The sequence below is a fragment of the Haladaptatus caseinilyticus genome (assembly GCF_026248685.1).
Taxonomy (GTDB): Archaea; Halobacteriota; Halobacteria; order Halobacteriales; family Haladaptataceae; genus Haladaptatus; species Haladaptatus caseinilyticus.
In genome coordinates this window covers 309,419-324,791 of sequence record NZ_CP111040.1, presented here as the reverse complement: position 1 = coordinate 324,791, position 15,373 = coordinate 309,419, and the positions used below count along the sequence as shown (strand labels likewise).

The 15,373-nt window shown below is 57.4% G+C and carries 16 protein-coding genes; 12 read left to right on the top strand and 4 right to left on the bottom strand.

Annotation, left to right across the window (positions count from 1 at the left end; translation table 11 throughout):
- Positions 1-118: 118 nt before the first annotated feature.
- Positions 119-625 (top strand): anthrone oxygenase family protein, encoded by a 507-nt coding sequence (locus tag OOF89_RS18705; protein WP_266080904.1) that lies wholly within the window; start codon positions 119-121, stop codon positions 623-625.
- Positions 626-722: 97 nt separating this feature from the next.
- Here OOF89_RS18705 and OOF89_RS18700 read toward each other — a convergent pair whose 3' ends face one another.
- On the bottom strand, positions 723-1,160 hold the full coding sequence (locus tag OOF89_RS18700) for a DoxX family protein (protein WP_266080903.1): 438 nt from the start codon (positions 1,158-1,160) through the stop codon (positions 723-725).
- Between the two features lie 245 nt (positions 1,161-1,405).
- On the opposite strand from OOF89_RS18700, the gene OOF89_RS18695 reads away from it, so the two are divergent.
- From OOF89_RS18695 to OOF89_RS18660, 8 genes are all read left to right on the top strand, one after another.
- On the top strand, positions 1,406-1,825 hold the full coding sequence (locus tag OOF89_RS18695; protein ID WP_266080902.1) for a RidA family protein: 420 nt from the start codon (positions 1,406-1,408) through the stop codon (positions 1,823-1,825).
- Positions 1,815-2,963, top strand: coding sequence for an acyl-CoA dehydrogenase family protein (locus OOF89_RS18690; protein WP_266080901.1), 1,149 nt, complete (start codon positions 1,815-1,817; stop codon positions 2,961-2,963). The genes OOF89_RS18695 and OOF89_RS18690 overlap by 11 nt, the downstream gene beginning before the upstream one ends.
- A gap of 56 nt (positions 2,964-3,019) precedes the next feature.
- A complete protein-coding gene (locus OOF89_RS18685; protein ID WP_266080900.1) occupies positions 3,020-3,475 on the top strand; it encodes a MaoC/PaaZ C-terminal domain-containing protein in 456 nt (151 codons plus the stop codon).
- A gap of 81 nt (positions 3,476-3,556) precedes the next feature.
- The gene (locus tag OOF89_RS18680) at positions 3,557-4,324 is read left to right on the top strand and encodes an SDR family NAD(P)-dependent oxidoreductase (RefSeq protein ID WP_266081817.1); all 768 of its coding nucleotides are present in this window, start codon (positions 3,557-3,559) and stop codon (positions 4,322-4,324) included.
- A 74-nt stretch (positions 4,325-4,398) separates the two neighbouring features.
- A complete protein-coding gene (locus OOF89_RS18675; RefSeq protein WP_266080899.1) occupies positions 4,399-5,172 on the top strand; it encodes an enoyl-CoA hydratase/isomerase family protein in 774 nt (257 codons plus the stop codon).
- Between the two features lie 92 nt (positions 5,173-5,264).
- Positions 5,265-6,437 (top strand): tryptophan synthase subunit beta, encoded by a 1,173-nt coding sequence (gene trpB, locus OOF89_RS18670; protein WP_266080898.1) that lies wholly within the window; start codon positions 5,265-5,267, stop codon positions 6,435-6,437.
- A gap of 255 nt (positions 6,438-6,692) precedes the next feature.
- Positions 6,693-7,502, top strand: coding sequence for a manganese catalase family protein (locus OOF89_RS18665; RefSeq protein WP_266080897.1), 810 nt, complete (start codon positions 6,693-6,695; stop codon positions 7,500-7,502).
- 130 nt (positions 7,503-7,632) lie between these two features.
- Positions 7,633-8,313: a helix-turn-helix domain-containing protein gene (locus OOF89_RS18660; protein ID WP_266080896.1), complete on the top strand. Its 681-nt coding sequence runs from the start codon at positions 7,633-7,635 to the stop codon at positions 8,311-8,313.
- Positions 8,314-8,443: 130 nt separating this feature from the next.
- Here OOF89_RS18660 and OOF89_RS18655 read toward each other — a convergent pair whose 3' ends face one another.
- Positions 8,444-9,466 (bottom strand): S66 peptidase family protein, encoded by a 1,023-nt coding sequence (locus tag OOF89_RS18655; protein ID WP_266080895.1) that lies wholly within the window; start codon positions 9,464-9,466, stop codon positions 8,444-8,446.
- Positions 9,467-9,779: 313 nt separating this feature from the next.
- Between OOF89_RS18655 and OOF89_RS18650 the strand changes: the two genes are divergently transcribed.
- Positions 9,780-10,277 (top strand): YciE/YciF ferroxidase family protein, encoded by a 498-nt coding sequence (locus OOF89_RS18650; protein ID WP_266080894.1) that lies wholly within the window; start codon positions 9,780-9,782, stop codon positions 10,275-10,277.
- Positions 10,278-10,938: 661 nt separating this feature from the next.
- Here OOF89_RS18650 and OOF89_RS18645 read toward each other — a convergent pair.
- Both OOF89_RS18645 and kynU read right to left on the bottom strand, forming a co-directional pair.
- The gene (locus tag OOF89_RS18645; protein ID WP_266080893.1) at positions 10,939-11,919 is read right to left on the bottom strand and encodes a BtrH N-terminal domain-containing protein; all 981 of its coding nucleotides are present in this window, start codon (positions 11,917-11,919) and stop codon (positions 10,939-10,941) included.
- Between the two features lie 77 nt (positions 11,920-11,996).
- The gene (kynU, locus tag OOF89_RS18640; protein ID WP_266080891.1) at positions 11,997-13,283 is read right to left on the bottom strand and encodes a kynureninase; all 1,287 of its coding nucleotides are present in this window, start codon (positions 13,281-13,283) and stop codon (positions 11,997-11,999) included.
- Between the two features lie 126 nt (positions 13,284-13,409).
- On the opposite strand from kynU, the gene OOF89_RS18635 reads away from it, so the two are divergent.
- On the top strand, positions 13,410-14,027 hold the full coding sequence (locus OOF89_RS18635) for a class I SAM-dependent methyltransferase (protein WP_266080889.1): 618 nt from the start codon (positions 13,410-13,412) through the stop codon (positions 14,025-14,027).
- Positions 14,028-14,182: 155 nt separating this feature from the next.
- Positions 14,183-15,343: a PrnB family protein gene (locus tag OOF89_RS18630; protein ID WP_266080887.1), complete on the top strand. Its 1,161-nt coding sequence runs from the start codon at positions 14,183-14,185 to the stop codon at positions 15,341-15,343.
- The last annotated feature ends 30 nt before the right edge of the window (positions 15,344-15,373 follow it).

Here is a 15,373-nt window from a genome sequence, read left to right as displayed (position 1 = left end):
GGCGAACGTTCGGTCAATACTGGAGTACCGAGCCGTACCGTTTGGAGAACCGTATTAAACACCTCCGGTGAAGGTGGAAACAGAAGAGTCAGCCCCGTAACGAATCGATTTCCACGCCATGTCACAAAATATCATTTCCGAGGAACTCGTCGTGTTCGTCCTTACCGCATCGACGTTCTTCGTTGGTATTATCGCCGGACTCTTCTTTTCCTACTCGGTGAGCGTTGTGTTGGCGTTTGAGTATCTCTCTGCATCGGAGTACACGACGGCGATACAAACGATCAACGAGGTCATCCTCAACGCCGCTTTTGGCGTGGTATTCGCCGGTTCCATCGTGATGTCGTCCGTCAGCGCTGCGACTATACTTTTGCGAGGGGAATGGATGGCGCAGTACGGTCAATTGGTCCTCGTCGGGACGGTCATCTACCTGGTCGGAACTATCGCGGTGACGATGGCGATTCACATTCCGATGAACGAGTATATTGAAACTTGGTCACCATCATCGCCGCCAGACGATTGGACGGCGGTTCGAGCACGCTGGGCGCGGTGGAATCACGTCCGAACGATGGCATCGATCGTCGCCTTCGTAGTATACCTCGCGGCGCTCGTGTCGTTTTCCGTCTAATATTTTCCTGATGCGCCTAACGTAATGCTCTGAGCCTTCGATTCGAATTTCGGCATCGGAAAGAGAGTACCGAGTCGTGTGGGGTTCCACCCCGGATTCAGTTGCTCAGCGGTCGAAGCCGCCAGCGGCCGTAGGCGACGAATGTCGCAAGTGATCCCACCACAAATGGAAACAACGCCATCGCGCCCCCTCCACTGACCAAGGTGAGCACCGTCGCACCGGCCATAATGAGTACCAACCCAGCGGCTGCCAGCGGTGTCAAACCTACCCGGATATGGAGGAGTCCGGGCAGAATCAATCCGATTGCCCCAAGTACTTCGACAATCCCAAGGAACCGTATGAATAGACCGGGAAGTGGGACGGGTGTCTGCGCTGTTAACAACGAAAGCGGTAGTATCAGCTTTGTCCCACCGGTGTACAGGAAGAGGAGTGCGAGCACTCCCTGTACAAACCACAGTGTATAGCCCAGGACCTCCCCGTTCCGCTTTGATGCACCGATGGTTCGCCGCGTACGGGAGAGAACGTTTGCCGTCATTCAACCCACCACTACGAGTTCGTCAGTGGTTTCGACACCGGTCGGTACACTCCTACGTTCGACCGCCGAATACAGCGTCGATGACTGCTTCTGACCGTATTTAGTACCATTTTCTAGCATACTTTTCCCTCAATTTACACCTAGCCACCCACGGTATTAGCCAGAGCGGGTACGTCGTCCGATGCCTCCTGAAACCGGATAATAGGGGACAGCAATTAAGATAGCTGCGCCAGTCATTTCCACACATGGAACGGGAAATCGTCGCGCCACCCGAGTTGGCCGAGCCGCGCGGGTTCAACCACGGTGTTCTGGTAGACGGCGGGAAAACGCTCTATCTTGCCGGGCAGGATGCGACCGGGTCGAACGGCGACATCGTCGCCCCCGATGACCTCGTCGGACAGTTTGAACAGGTGCTCGAAAACCTCTCGACGGTAGTCGAAGAGGCTGGTGGCGTGAGCGAAGATATCGTGAAGCTCAACATTTTCGTGGCCGACCGGGACTCGTATCGAGCGAACCTCGAACCGCTGGGAGAGGTGTTCGGTCGGTACTTCGAGGCGTATCCCGCGCTCGCGCTCTTCGAAGTGAGCGGGTTCTTCAAGGATGATGCGTTGGTTGAGTTGGAAGGATTCGCCGTCATCGACGAGGAGGCGGCCGATGCTCGGTGAATTCGAGGTGACGGAAGCACACGAGAAACACCGCGAGACGGTTCGGGAATTCTGTGAGGCGGAAATCGTCCCGTCCGTGGACGAGTACGAAGCACGCGGCGAGTTCCCAGCAGAAATCGTCCGTCGTGTCGGCGAGGCCGGACTGACTGGCGTTCCGTTTTCGACCGAGGTGGACGGCGCAGGACTCGACTATCGGTCGTTCGTGGTGACGGTAGAAGAGCTTTCGCGGGCGTGGAAACTCGTCGCCGGAGCGGTTAACATCGCCTGCGGACTGGTGGGCTACCCCATCGCCGAATTCGGCGACGATTGGCAACGCGAGGAGTGGTTGGCGCCCGTCTGTCGTGGGGAAGCCATCCCCGCGCTGTCGATGACCGAACCCGACGCGGGAAGCGACGCCGCCGGGATGGAGACGACCGCACGTCGTGAGGGCGACGAATGGATACTCGACGGGCACAAGGTCTGGACGACGAACGGCGAGGCTGCCGACTTTCTGCTCGTCGTCGCACGAACCGGCGGAGAGGGCCACGACGGAGTAAGCCTCGTCGGTATTCCCGACCCCGCAGAACGGGACGGCATCGAGTTCGTCCGAAACATCCCTTGTATGGAGGGTGAAGCAGCCATCGAGAGCGAGATTCGATTCGACGGCGTCCGGGTACCTGCCGAGAACGTCGTCGGCGAACCGGGACGTGGCTTCCGATATGTAATGGAAGGGCTCGACATCGGACGAATCGGAACCGCCGCCCAGGGTGTCGGCCTCGCACAGGGGTCGCTTTCCGCGGCGAAAGCGTTCGCTGACGAACGCGAGCAGTTCGGCCAACCCATCCGCGAGTTCCAGGGAATCGGTTTCAAACTCGCGGATATGGCCACGCGAACACAGGCAGCGCGACTGCTTACGATGTATGCCGCTGCTCGTCGCGACCAAGGTGAACGCGTCACGCAGGACGCCGCAATGGCGAAAACCTTCGCCACGGATGCTGCGATGGATATTTCGACAGAGGCGGTTCAGGTACTCGGGTCACGAGGGTACTCGCACGACTATCCCGTCGAGCGATACATGCGCGAGGCAAAGGGAACACAGATCTACGACGGCACGAACGAGATCAATCGGTTGGTCGTAAGCAAACGCATGTACGACTAAGGAACCATCACCGACTGAGGGCAATTCATTTCCGATGCGATTCCGTTGTAATCCCGATGACAGACGATTCGACGCCCCGGTATTACGAAGACCTCGTCGTCGGTGAAACGTTCGACCTCGGTGCTGAAACGGTCACGGCGGACGAGATCGCCTCGTTCGGTGAGCAATTCGACCCTCAACCGATTCATACCGATTCGGCGGCGGCCGCGGATTCGATGTTCGGTGAACTCGTAGCCAGTGGGTGGCACACGGCCGCTATCAGCATGCGACGGTTTGTGGACGGCATCATCGAACAAGCAGGGCTCGCCGTCGTCGCTGGCGTCGAAGTCGAAATGCTCCAATGGCGACGACCAGTTAGACCGGGCGATGTTCTCTCCGCCGACGCTGAAATCGTTGGCCTCGAAGAGTGGGACGAAGACCATGGCGTCGTCGTGTTCGAGCTTCGGATGCATACCGACGAAGGAGACGTCGTTTTGCTGTTGACGAAACGCGTGCTGGTCGAACGCGAATAACGAGGGCGAACGACGGAGTTGAACCACGGCAGTTTCGCATCGACGCCAGTTTGATTATCAGTGCCATCACAGTTCCGGGAGATGGTCGATTTGACACCGGCGTTCGACGGAAACGTGGTCGTGGTGACCGGCGGCAGTCGCGGAATCGGGCGTGCAATAACGGAGGCGTTCGCGAAGACGGGTGCCGACGTGGTCCCGACTTCCCGAACCGAGGCAGACGTCGCCGACGCCGTGGAGACCGTCCGAAAACACGGTGGGGAATCAATGGTCGTACCGACGGACGTGGGGGACCGAAATGCGGTTGCTGACCTGTTCTCGAAGGTTGAGGACGAGTTCGGTCACATCGATGTCGTCGTCAACAACGCCGGAATCAATCCTCGCGGTGGTCTCGGTCGTCCCGAGACGGTCGAACTTGACGAGTTCGACCGCACACTCGACGTGAACCTCCGCGGCGCATTCGCCTGTGCGAAGGAAGCAGGTGAGTTACTCCAGGAGTCCGATGGGTCGCTCGTCAACGTCGCGAGCGTCGGTGGTATCGCCGGTATTCCACGACAGCATCCGTACGTCGCATCGAAACACGGTCTCGTCGGTCTGACCAAAAGTCTCGCCCTCGATTGGGCACCGAACGTTCGCGTCAACGCCGTCGCTCCCGGCTACGTGACGACCGATCTGACCGAAGGAATCCGCGAGAACGACGACCTCTATCGGCGCTTACTCGACCGAACCCCGATAGAGCGGTTCGCCGACCCCGACGAGGTAGCCGCGCCCGTATTGTTCCTCGCCAGCGAGATGGCGAGCTACGTCACCGGGGAGTGTCTGGTCGTCGATGGTGGCTGGACCGTGGAATGACGGTCGGAAACGGGCCACGATTTCGTCAAAACCGAGGTATGGTTTTTTTCGAGTGGGAGTAGAACTGGACGAGCATGACCGAGATCAACGCCGCATTCGGCGTGGAAGACGATGTCGCTCGAATCGAGATACGACGGGAAGCGAAACTGAATGCGGTCGATATGGAAACAAAGCGTGCGATCACCGATCGACTCGGTGAGTACCGGGACCGAGACGATGTTCAGGTGGTACTCTTCGAGAGCGCGGGCAACGACGCCTTCTGTGCGGGTGGCGACCTGCAGGAGGTGAAAGAGCGCGAGTACGCGCTCGAGCCGTTCACGGAAACGTGGGAGGACCTGTTCACCGAAATGCGGACGATGCCCCAACCCACGGTCGCGAAAATCGATGGCCACACGTACGGCGGCGGATTCGACCTCCTCTTGCACACTGACATTCCGATCGCCGCAGATGATGCCCAGATCGGGCAGCCGGAGTCCACGCTCGGCGTCGTCAATCATTTCTCACCGCCGGAGTTGGTCCATCGAGTCGGCCTGCCGACGACGATGGACCTACTCATGACAGGGGAAGCGATCTCCGGCGAGCGCGCCGACGAAATCGGACTCGTCGCCAGAAGTGTTCCGGCGGATGCGCTGGACGCGACGGTCGAGTCGGCACTCGATGCACTCACGGCCAAAAGCCCACGCGTGCTCAAGAAATTAAAACGGAGCGTCTACGCGAGTGCGGAGATGTCTCCAACGGCCGCGAAATCACACGTAGAGGCGATTTCGCTAGAGGCAGCCCGAACCGACCCTGACTACCGGGAAGGCGTCGATGCGCAACTCGAACGGCGTGACCCGGACTGGTCATAGGTAGGGACACCATCGGAAGCGAAAGATCAATCGGAAAACAGTGCAAATAATCGTACCATATATTTTTACTGCATCCTATGGTATGTCAGGACATGTCTGACGAAGGGCAACAACACGAGTTCGGATCATACGGTGGACGATACGTACCCGACGAACTAGGCGACGTACTCCAGCAGTTGGCCGATGCGTACGATACGGTGAAAGACGATGACGATTTTCGAGCCGAATTAGAGCGTCTCCGTCGAGATTTCGCCGGGCGACCAACGCCGTTGTATCACGCCGAACGACTGTCGGAAGCGTACGGCGCAAAAATTTATCTCAAGCGTGAAGACCTCCTCCACGGCGGTGCTCACAAACTCAACAACTGCCTCGGACAGGGACTCATGGCCAAACACGCTGGAAAAGAACGTCTCATCGCGGAAACCGGAGCGGGTCAGCACGGAACGGCGACATCCATCGTCGGCGCGCTGCTGGGACTAGAGACGGAGATCTATCAGGGAAAAAAGGATCTCGATCGACAGGAGATGAACGCCTTCCGCATGGAGTTGATGGGCGCGAAAGTGAACGAAGTGACGCAAGGCGGGCAAGGTCTCGCGGACGCAGTTGACGCCGCACTCGAAGATCTCATCGAGAACATTAACGATACGCACTATCTGGTCGGGTCGGTCGTCGGGCCGGACCCGTTCCCACGGATGGTTCGTGACTTCCAGTCCGTCATTGGGACGGAAGCACGGGAACAGATCCAGGAAAAGGAAGGGAAATTGCCTGATGCCGCTGTCGCGTGCGTCGGCGGCGGTTCCAACGCGATGGGGCTGTTCCATCCGTTCCGTGACGACGACGTCGAGTTTTACGGTGCTGAAGGAGGTGGTGAAGGCGAGGATTCGAAACGCCACGCGGCTCCGCTCGCTTCCGGAAAGGAGGACGTCATCCACGGGATGCGCACGCGAATCATCGACGACGATGTGGAAGTTCACTCCATCGCCGCCGGTCTCGACTACCCCGGCGTTGGCCCGGAACACGCGATGTTCCGCGAAGTCGGGCGCTGTGAGTATCGAGGAATCGTGGATGAGGAGGCGCTCGAAGCGTTCCAAGACCTCTGCCGACTCGAAGGCATCGTTCCGGCACTGGAGTCGAGCCACGGTGTTGCACTCGCGAAGAAGCTCGCCGCCGGGCGACACGAGGACGACGTTATCATTGTCAATCTCAGCGGACGAGGCGACAAAGACGTGGACAAAATCGCGAACGAATACCTCAGTAAGGACTGAGGTCAGGACGAAAACTGAGGGTTAGAAGGGAGTGAAGATAGCGACGAAACCACGGAACTTCACTATGTGGTCGGAGTCTCCAACCGCCGAGGGTTTTGTAAGTATGACCGAATCGTGAACGTACCGATATCTATCGCCTCAGTGGTCAGCAAACCCGGATTGCCAAGACCGCCATCGCAGGATAACCTAACTGCCGTGCATTAGCAGGCAGTACGGCTAATCGAATAGCGAATGTCGGTGACGACGGAGAAACCAATGTTCTACCACGATAACGAACTTCAGTACGAAGTGGAAGTCCACGATCCTGACCCGCGCTTCGCGAAAATGCTCCAGCAAGCGATCGGCGGGGCAGAGGGTGAGATGCGGGTTGCACTTCAGTACATGTTTCAGGCGTTCGCAGTGCCGGCCGAGAAAAGCGAATACCGCCGACTACTGATGGAGACGGCGACCGAAGAGCTCGGCCACATCGAAATGCTCGCCACCGCCGTCGCGAAAAATCTCGAAGGAGCTTCCGAAGAACAACGCGAACAAGCACGCGAGGACGCGGTCATCGCCGAGATGATGGACAGCGGTCAACCCCGCCAAGCACTCTCAGCGGGGCTTCACGCGATGCCCGTTGATGCCAACGGCGTACCGTTCGATGGGGGCTGTATCGTCGCCAGTGGCAACCTCGCAGCCGACATGTACGCGAACGTCATGGCGGAATCGACCGGCCGTACACTCGCCGCACGTCTCTGGGAGTTCACCGATGATCCAGGCATGAAAGACATGCTTTCGTATCTCATCGGACGGGATACGATGCATCAAAATCAGTGGCACGCCGCCCTTGAGACGATGGAAGATCACCTTCCAGTTCCGAACAGCTTCCCACAGGAGGAGGAGAATCAGGATCACAACTACGAGTTCATGTCCACGTTCAAGGACGAACAGCCGAATCCCGAACGGCGCTGGACCAAAGGTGAGTCAATCGATGGAAAGGGGGAATTTTCCTACGATCGACAGCCTGGAGGCGGTACTCCTGATCTCGACGAAGTCATTGAAGCCATGCACAACGAAGTGAACTAGCCACCGCCACACTGCATCAGGCATGGCGATATCACGCTGAGAATGCCGTACGTTCGACACGAAAGGGAAAGATAATATCCATGGACGAGGGGCCAACACAGATATTGAACTACCGTCCTTTTCGGAACACATGGTGGCGACAATAGCCGAGGTCGAGCTTCCTGCGGAGGAGTTCACGCTGTATCGATCACTTTCTATGCTCGAGGAGTTACGTTGTGAAGTCGAACGGTTCGTTGCGTCAGGATCCGACCGGGTGATGCCATATGTGTGGGTTAGTGGAGACGGATACACGGAGGGTGACGTTAGCACGACGCTGGCAGACGATTCCAGCATCGAGCAAGTCGAACTGTTGGCAAACCTCAGCGATGAATGGTTGTATCAGATGGATTGGATAGACGATATCGAGACGCTCGTTCAGATCCTCGTCGAAGAGGAGGGGACGATCCTTGCTGCGACCGGCAATCAGCGAGTGTGGCATCTCCGTATCCTGTTTCCCGAGCGAGAAGCCCTATCTAGAACGTATGAATACTGTGAAGAAAACGATTTGGTGTTTCGAATTTCAAACATCTACCAGGTGGAGGAAGGGCGGAAGGGACGGTTCGGACTCCTCAACGATCATCAAGACACGCTCGAGTTAGCCTACAAGCGGGGGTACTATGAGGTTCCTCGCGGATCGACCGCGGGCGACCTCGGTAAGGAGTTAGGGATCTCCCATCAGGCGGTGTCCGAACGGCTTCGGCGTGCGCATGGGCGTCTCGTCGAAAACGCCATCGTCCTCGGGAAAGGGGCGAACTATTCGGATGATTATTGAGTAATCCTTAAGATCGTAGTTTTTCGGGTTCTACTGGGTGATACGTTGAGAGATACCGATCCATATCCCGACTACTCGATGCGCGAGCGGTTCGCGTGATGTGCAATTCACCATGTCGTGTAGGGGGCACTCACTCGAACAGTATCGTCCGTTCGCCGGTATCGACCGTCACGTTCGACCCAAGCGGCAGGGGAAGGATGGGTGCGGTGTGTCCGAAATCGAGATCGAAGACGATGGGAAGGTCCTCGGCATACTCATCACAGACGTGCTTGATCGATCGGCGCTGCTCCCGTCGATATGTATTCCGTTTGGTCAAGGACCCTTTCGGCGTTTCCGGACGACCGACCAGTAGGCCGCCGAGATCACCAATCGTGCCGCGCTCGCCGAGAACTGTAAAGAAGCGTTCGACTTCCGCATGCGTTGGTGTTTCACCGGATGTCTCGATTGCGAGTATATCCCCCGAGTCGAGCACATGTGGGAAGACATCCTCAGACATCATGAGCTGTGATTCAAGCATTTCGAAGCAACCACCCAGAAGTGTCCCATGTACCGTTTTCCCGGTTGTATTATGCCAGTACCATCCGCTCGAAGGGAACCATTCACGTGACGCCTGGGTTTCGAAATCGTAGTACTCGTCGGTCCATTCACTGGCAGCGGTACACTCCCCGAACGGAGTTCGGGTCATCGCACGCTCGATGTTCCGATGGGTATAGGGGTGCATTTCCGGATCCACCGAAATATCGGGGAAGAGTTGGCCCCCGTAAAACGAGACCCAACCGAGGCGATTCAACAACAGGTGGAGGTGCGTATTATCGCTCGACCCGTAGAACCGCTTGGGATTGTCGCGCAGGATCGATTCGTCGATAGTATCGACGATCTGAATCTCGCGATTGCCGCCCATCGCTGCAACTACCCCGTCGATGGCCTCGTCGGCAAACGCTCGATTGACGTCCCTGGCGCGTTCCTTCGGATGGGAACGCAGCCAGTCGGTGTCTCGAGTCGCCGTTTCGAATAGTTCTACGTCGAGGCCAAACGATTCGAGACGGTCGATTCCGCGGGAAAGTGCTTCCCGAGGAGGGGCGTGTGAGGTAGCGATCACTGCGACCCTCGAACCCGGATGCAGTGGTGGTGGATACGTGGAGGGCTTGTCCATTGGTAGATGTGTATTCATGGACTCCTCTTTTCAAAGTTGATTGCATTCTCAGCGGTATTAAGTGGAGAACAGTCCTCATCGTGCCGAACGCAATGGAAATTGAACACAGTGCGAACACGGAGGTGGAGAGCGGACGCCTTCATAAGTCGATACGAACGGGTTCCATCACTCTCTTCCAGTGAGTGCAAACCGAAGATCGACGCAGTCTCGTTCCATAATACATCGTTCGTCGACGGATGGGTTAGTTAAAGACACGCATATGCAGCACCAAGACCGAATACCGTCTTCGACCTTCGTTGAACCGAAGCATACAATGAGTAACGAATCCCTCACCGACTTGTTCGAAGAAGGATTGAAAGAGATCTATTATGTCGAACATCAGCTCGTCGATGCGCTCGAAGAACTAGCGGACGATGTGGAAGACGAAGAGCTACGATCGAGCTTCGAAGAACATCGTGACGAAACGGAGACTCACATCGAACGGCTAGAAGAAGTATTCGAGCAGATCGAAACGTCTCCGGAGCAGGCAGAATGCCACGCCGTTGACGGCCTTATCGAAGACCATGACGAATTCGCGAACAGTGTCACTGATCAAAACGTGCACGAACTGTTCGATTTGGCCGCCGCGCAGAAGAGCGAGCATCTCGAAATCGCTGCTTACGGTAATCTCACTTTCATCGCCGACCAACTCGGTCATCAGGAGTCGGCGGATCTCTTAGAGGAGAACCTCCGAGAAGAGGAAGATGCACTGAACGAATTGAAAGAGCAGACCGAAGAGTACGATGTCTCGTCGGTCCCGCAAGAACAGTAAGAAGCGACGAACTGTTTTATCGGAACGTGGGGAGAACAAGGTGAAAGCGTTCGCGAAGGAGCCACTTTCGGGGACGGATGTTCGACGAATCTTTTATCAGAATTCACTGAGATGAGGACTCAGCACGTCTCTCAAACCGTTCCGTAAGCAGATGTCAGATGTTGTGGGAAAGTTTCGATGACGTGAGAGACTACATTTCCATCGGAGAATCGAGAAAGGGAAACCAGAGAACTACGTTTCGTGATTGGTTAGGAATAGGTGTGTCGAAGGAAAGGATGGTAGGTTGGTCTCCAACCTTCGACAACCAATTCTATCGACCGCTGTGGCGTAAACAAAATGCCTGCGTTCGCAAGTGAATGTGGGGATTCGGTCGGTCACGCCACGACATTCATCCCGAAATCGACGGTCCCTCCGTGACTGCCAATCGATTCCGCCTTCGGTACCAAGAATTGTCAACCGATCGAATTGTGGTGCGGTATTAGTGTCGGATAGCCCGGTGCCGTTCGGCAGAAACGCGAACGTAGATCGGTTTTAAGTCGGTTCGATACGCGCCAGGAGTATGACTGTGCTGTTCCCGGCTCGGGCGAGACGAAACCCCCAATTGGAGTCAATAATCACATATAATATTCTCCAGTAGGCGGAATACACGACGCAGTCCCTGCTACAACTCGCGAAGTCGAGTGAACAATTCCTCCTCACGGTCGGCGATCCCGTTTGCTTGGTCACTAGCGTTTTCGAGAAGTTGCGCCTGTTCCTCACCCTCCGCCTCGCTTGCGTTTTTGAGGGTCGTGCTCAAGTGGGTCCAATCGTCCGCGATGTCGTAGAGCCGGGTCGGAACGTCCTCCCGCAGTCCGAGTTCCGGCGCGACTTCATCGAGGAACTCGGCGTACAGCCGACGGAACGCACCGCCCCCGGTTCCGCGTCGTTCGATGTTCTGATAGGCGAAGCGGGCGCACCAGCTCGTATCTTCCAGCGCGGTCCAGTTCGGAAGGTCGTTCGCGAACCGACGAATCGCGTCGATACCCTGCGCCTTCCAGTTGCCGTCATTCGATGAGAGTAGCATTGTCGCCGTGCGTTCGATAGCTGTGTCGGCCGCCGTCGGAAGGGACGTTTCGACTGTTGGATCCTGGACGACGAGCCATCGATTATCGAGCGGGCCGAACCCGTAGTCGGAGTCCCACGCATCCCTGAGATGCGAAATCGGTAGTCGCTGGATCGAATCAAACTCGCTGTCCGAGAGACGCACCTCGTTACCTTCGATGCCGACGCAGAGGAGGATGTGCGGGCCGAAATGCGTGTCCGTATTGAAGTAATCGAGATAGTAAAGGTCCACGAACAGCATTACCGGAACGCCGTCTTCGAGCTGCTCCCGCACGTCGTTCCACGCCGACTCCCGTTGTTGGCCGCTCTGTTCGCGATAGTCGATGCCGAGCGTCTCGAAGAAGTTGGTTTCTAACCCACTGTTTCGGCCCATGATAACGCGACTGGCGGGGCCACGCTCGTAATAGCCGAATCCGAGGCCGGAGCCGAGTCCGAAACAGAGCGACTCAGAAAATCCCCAATCGTAGAAAGTAGCGAGGTTGTGAAGCGACGCCGACCCGCAATGAGCACCCGGCGAGTGTGTGTACGAGGAAAGTTGCATATACGTTCGACCGAGTGCGCGGGGTAAAGCAATATCGACCGCGGAACATACCGAGGGGATGGTCGGCTATCGAGTGTTTAGGTCACGCCGCCGTCTCGGTCGGCGAACTGCTCGTACTCGCGGCCGTCGATGATTTCCCGCAAGTGCTCTACGGCGTTCCACACGTCCTCGAACCCAACGTAAAGCGGGGAGGGACACAGACGAACGACATTCGGCGGGCGGAAATCACCGACGACCCCCCGCTCCTTGAGCGCCTCGGTGATTCGGTAGGCTTCCTCGTGTTCGATGGCGACGTGGCCACCACGGCGGGATCGATCACGTGGCGTTCCGACCGAACATTCCGGCAGGCGCTCGTCCACTAGATACATGAAGTAGTCCGTTAATGCGAGTGACTGCTCGCGGAGTCGTTCGATTCCCACGTCGTCCACGATGTCGAATACACCGAGAAGTGGCGCGGCACTGAGGACCGGAATCGTTCCAGTCTGCCACGCACCAGCGGACTGTGCGGGTGTATAGGTCGTTCGCATCTCGAACTGCGTCTCCTTATCGTGTCCCCACCAGCCTGCGAGTGCGGGAGTTTCGCCGTGATAGTCGCTGTGGACGTACAGTCCAGCGATGGCACCCGGCCCCGCGTTTAGATATTTGTAGTGACACCAGACCGCGAAATCGACGCCGTCGTCGGCCAGCGAGTGAGGAATCACACCGGCAGAGTGAGCGAGGTCGAATCCCGCGTACGCGTCGTGCTCGTGTGCCACGTCGGTGATCGATTCGATGTCGAAGAGTTGGCCCGAGCGATAGAGCACGGACGGCATAAAGACGATTCCCACGTCGTCGTGTGCGTCGAGCGCCGCTTCGATATTGCTCTCGTCGATGGTTCGTCCATCGTGCGACTCGACGACGATGAGGTGCTCGTCGGGATCGAGACCCCGAGTCTGTAACTGCGAACGAATGGCGTAATGGTCGGTCGGGAAGTCCAAGTCGTTCACGACGACTTTCTGTCCACGCTCTTCGCGGGCACAGCGGTCGAGAAACGTGCCGACGAGGGTGTGAATGTTGATCGTCGTGGAGTTCGCCACCACGACTTCATCCTCGCGGGCTCCAACCATCGGCGCGAGGCGCTCGCCAAGGCGTTCGCCGTAGTGAAACCATGACGGGTCACCGTCCGTCCACCCGCGAATACCGAGTTCGCGCCATTCGTCGAGGACGTGTTCGAGGCTCTCTTCGGCATCGGTGGAAAGCGGCCCGAGGGAGTTGCCGTCAAGATAGAGGTCGTCGGGGAGGTAGAACCGGTCGCGAACCATCACGTCAGTCGAGTCGTCGCGTCGTTGGGCGTGGTCACGCCCGAGTTCGAACTCGTCGTCCATGCTTCGAGTGGCACCCCCAATGGGGTGTATTTTTCGGAGAGCGTGGAAAACCTCCGCGAAGAACGTCGTTTCATCGCCGACGAAATTTCCGGACTCACTTAACCCTCTGGCTACGAGAGGGTCAGTATGGAACCGGAGGACAATCATCGCAGTTGGGCCGAACGCTCGGGGGAGTTTTCACCCGAGTACTACGCCCAAATCGGGTCGAACGAGGTAAGCGACACCCTCGCCAGCGTATTCGAGTACTACGCGGACGAGGACGCTGAAATCCTCGAGATTGGCTGTAGTTCCGGCCGTCACCTCGCCCATCTCCTCGATGACGGCTATGAGAACCTCACGGGTATCGACATCAACGACGAGTCGTTCGACGTAATGGCAGAGCAGTATCCGCGCCTTGCCGCGACGGGGACGTTCCACACCGGCGCAATCGAGGACGTACTCCCAGAGTTCCCCGACGACGCCTTCGACGTCGTCTACTCGGTCGAAACCCTCCAGCACATTCATCCCGAAAACACGTGGGTGTTCGAGGAACTGATTCGCGTTACGAGTGATATCCTCATCACCGCCGAGAACGAGGGTAACAGCCCCCAGCGCGGTCGGTCAGGTGCCGAAGTGAGTTACGTCCACGACGACTTCCCGCTCTATCACCGGAACTGGAAGCAGGTGTTTACCGACCTCGGCCTCGCACAGTTGGTGTGCGAACCTGGGAATCGTGATACGGTTCGTGTGTTTCGGGTGTTGTGAGTTGGGCGTACTCGTTTGTAATTTCGGGGGCCCAGTTACGACCCGTACTGCGTAGTTGTGTGTCGTAGTGTACTGAATCGGTCCCTGTCCACCAGAGTTGACAGCGATCTAGAACTTCATGCTTTAAGGATCGGAGCATCGTATCGAAACCAGACATGGCCGAACGCGTTGCGGCGCTCGACTACGAGCGGTTTAACATCGACCCGAACCGTGGGTTCCTGCCAAATACCGAACCCCTCGCGTCGTTCGGGGCGGACGCCCAGCCGTTTTTAAACGAACTCGACGAGTTGGGTACGAGTCTTCCCAAGCTGCTCGAAACTGACCAACTCAGACCACGAGTTCGTGGTCTCGAAGCACCATCGAGCGAATTCTTCGACGGCTTGACTGACCGCGAACTCGCCCGCATTTATACCGTCACTGGATTTCTCGCGAACGCGTACGTTCACAAAATCGACGCCAATACCGCCAAGACCATTCCAGCGGGAGTGGCCGTTCCGCTGTACGAATCGACTGCTCGACTTGGTGCGACGCCAGTACTCTCCTACGATGGCTACGTTCTCTACAACTGGATCCGTGAGGACTCGGAACACGATCTGCTCCCGCAGAACGTTCGGTCCATCACGAACTTCTTCGCGCCGGGGGACGAGCGCTGGTTCATCGCGATTCACGTCGCTATCGAAAACGGAGCGGGACCAGCAATCGCGGCGATTGGCGACGCACAACAAGGAGTCCTCGAAGACGATCCGGTCCGGGTCGCTGATGCCCTTCGAACGATGAAACAGTCGCTGCGTGAGATTACAGACATCCTAAATCGAATGCCCGAGCGCAACGAGCCCGAGATGTATGGGAACGGGTTCCGACCATATCTCAAGCCGCTCACTGGCGTCGAGTACGAGGGTGTTGCGGCTCTCGACGGCCGCCAGTCGTTCCGCGGTGCGTCGGGTGCACAGTCGAGCATTCTCCCGGCGTTGGACGCCGCGTTGGGAATCGACCACGGAAACAATCCACTCGTCGGGCACCTCCGCACACTTCGAAGGGATATGCCCACCGCCCATCGGGAATTCATCGAGACCGTTCGATCAGGGCCGGACATTCGTGAGTACGTTTCGAACGCCGATGAAGAACTCAAAGCGGCTTACAACGACTGTATCGATAGCATGGTCGTCTTCCGCGACGACCACATCGACGTGGTCGCGAAGTACATCGAAGGACCACTCGACGAGAGCGAAGGCACGGGTGGAACGCCGTTCAGTCGCTACCTCCGGACGTTTACCGACGACACCGAGGACAGTCGGATTTCGTCACCCGCAAAATGATCGACCGATAAAGGGAATTCGAAATCGGAG

Bases quoted from the DNA above. Each gene is read 5' to 3' on its own strand.
- OOF89_RS18645 (WP_266080893.1), bottom strand. From the start codon at position 11,919: ATGCAACTTTCCTCGTACACACACTCGCCGGGTGCTCATTGCGGGTCG.
- OOF89_RS18665 (WP_266080897.1), top strand. From the start codon at position 6,693: ATGTTCTACCACGATAACGAACTTCAGTACGAAGTGGAAGTCCACGAT.
- OOF89_RS18635 (WP_266080889.1), top strand. From the start codon at position 13,410: ATGGAACCGGAGGACAATCATCGCAGTTGGGCCGAACGCTCGGGGGAG.
- kynU (WP_266080891.1), bottom strand. From the start codon at position 13,283: ATGGACGACGAGTTCGAACTCGGGCGTGACCACGCCCAACGACGCGAC.
- OOF89_RS18655 (WP_266080895.1), bottom strand. From the start codon at position 9,466: ATGGACAAGCCCTCCACGTATCCACCACCACTGCATCCGGGTTCGAGG.
- OOF89_RS18660 (WP_266080896.1), top strand. From the start codon at position 7,633: ATGGTGGCGACAATAGCCGAGGTCGAGCTTCCTGCGGAGGAGTTCACG.
- OOF89_RS18630 (WP_266080887.1), top strand. From the start codon at position 14,183: ATGGCCGAACGCGTTGCGGCGCTCGACTACGAGCGGTTTAACATCGAC.
- OOF89_RS18700 (WP_266080903.1), bottom strand. From the start codon at position 1,160: ATGACGGCAAACGTTCTCTCCCGTACGCGGCGAACCATCGGTGCATCA.
- OOF89_RS18675 (WP_266080899.1), top strand. From the start codon at position 4,399: ATGACCGAGATCAACGCCGCATTCGGCGTGGAAGACGATGTCGCTCGA.
- OOF89_RS18695 (WP_266080902.1), top strand. From the start codon at position 1,406: ATGGAACGGGAAATCGTCGCGCCACCCGAGTTGGCCGAGCCGCGCGGG.
- OOF89_RS18685 (WP_266080900.1), top strand. From the start codon at position 3,020: ATGACAGACGATTCGACGCCCCGGTATTACGAAGACCTCGTCGTCGGT.
- OOF89_RS18680 (WP_266081817.1), top strand. From the start codon at position 3,557: ATGGTCGATTTGACACCGGCGTTCGACGGAAACGTGGTCGTGGTGACC.
- OOF89_RS18690 (WP_266080901.1), top strand. From the start codon at position 1,815: ATGCTCGGTGAATTCGAGGTGACGGAAGCACACGAGAAACACCGCGAG.
- trpB (WP_266080898.1), top strand. From the start codon at position 5,265: ATGTCTGACGAAGGGCAACAACACGAGTTCGGATCATACGGTGGACGA.
- OOF89_RS18705 (WP_266080904.1), top strand. From the start codon at position 119: ATGTCACAAAATATCATTTCCGAGGAACTCGTCGTGTTCGTCCTTACC.
- OOF89_RS18650 (WP_266080894.1), top strand. From the start codon at position 9,780: ATGAGTAACGAATCCCTCACCGACTTGTTCGAAGAAGGATTGAAAGAG.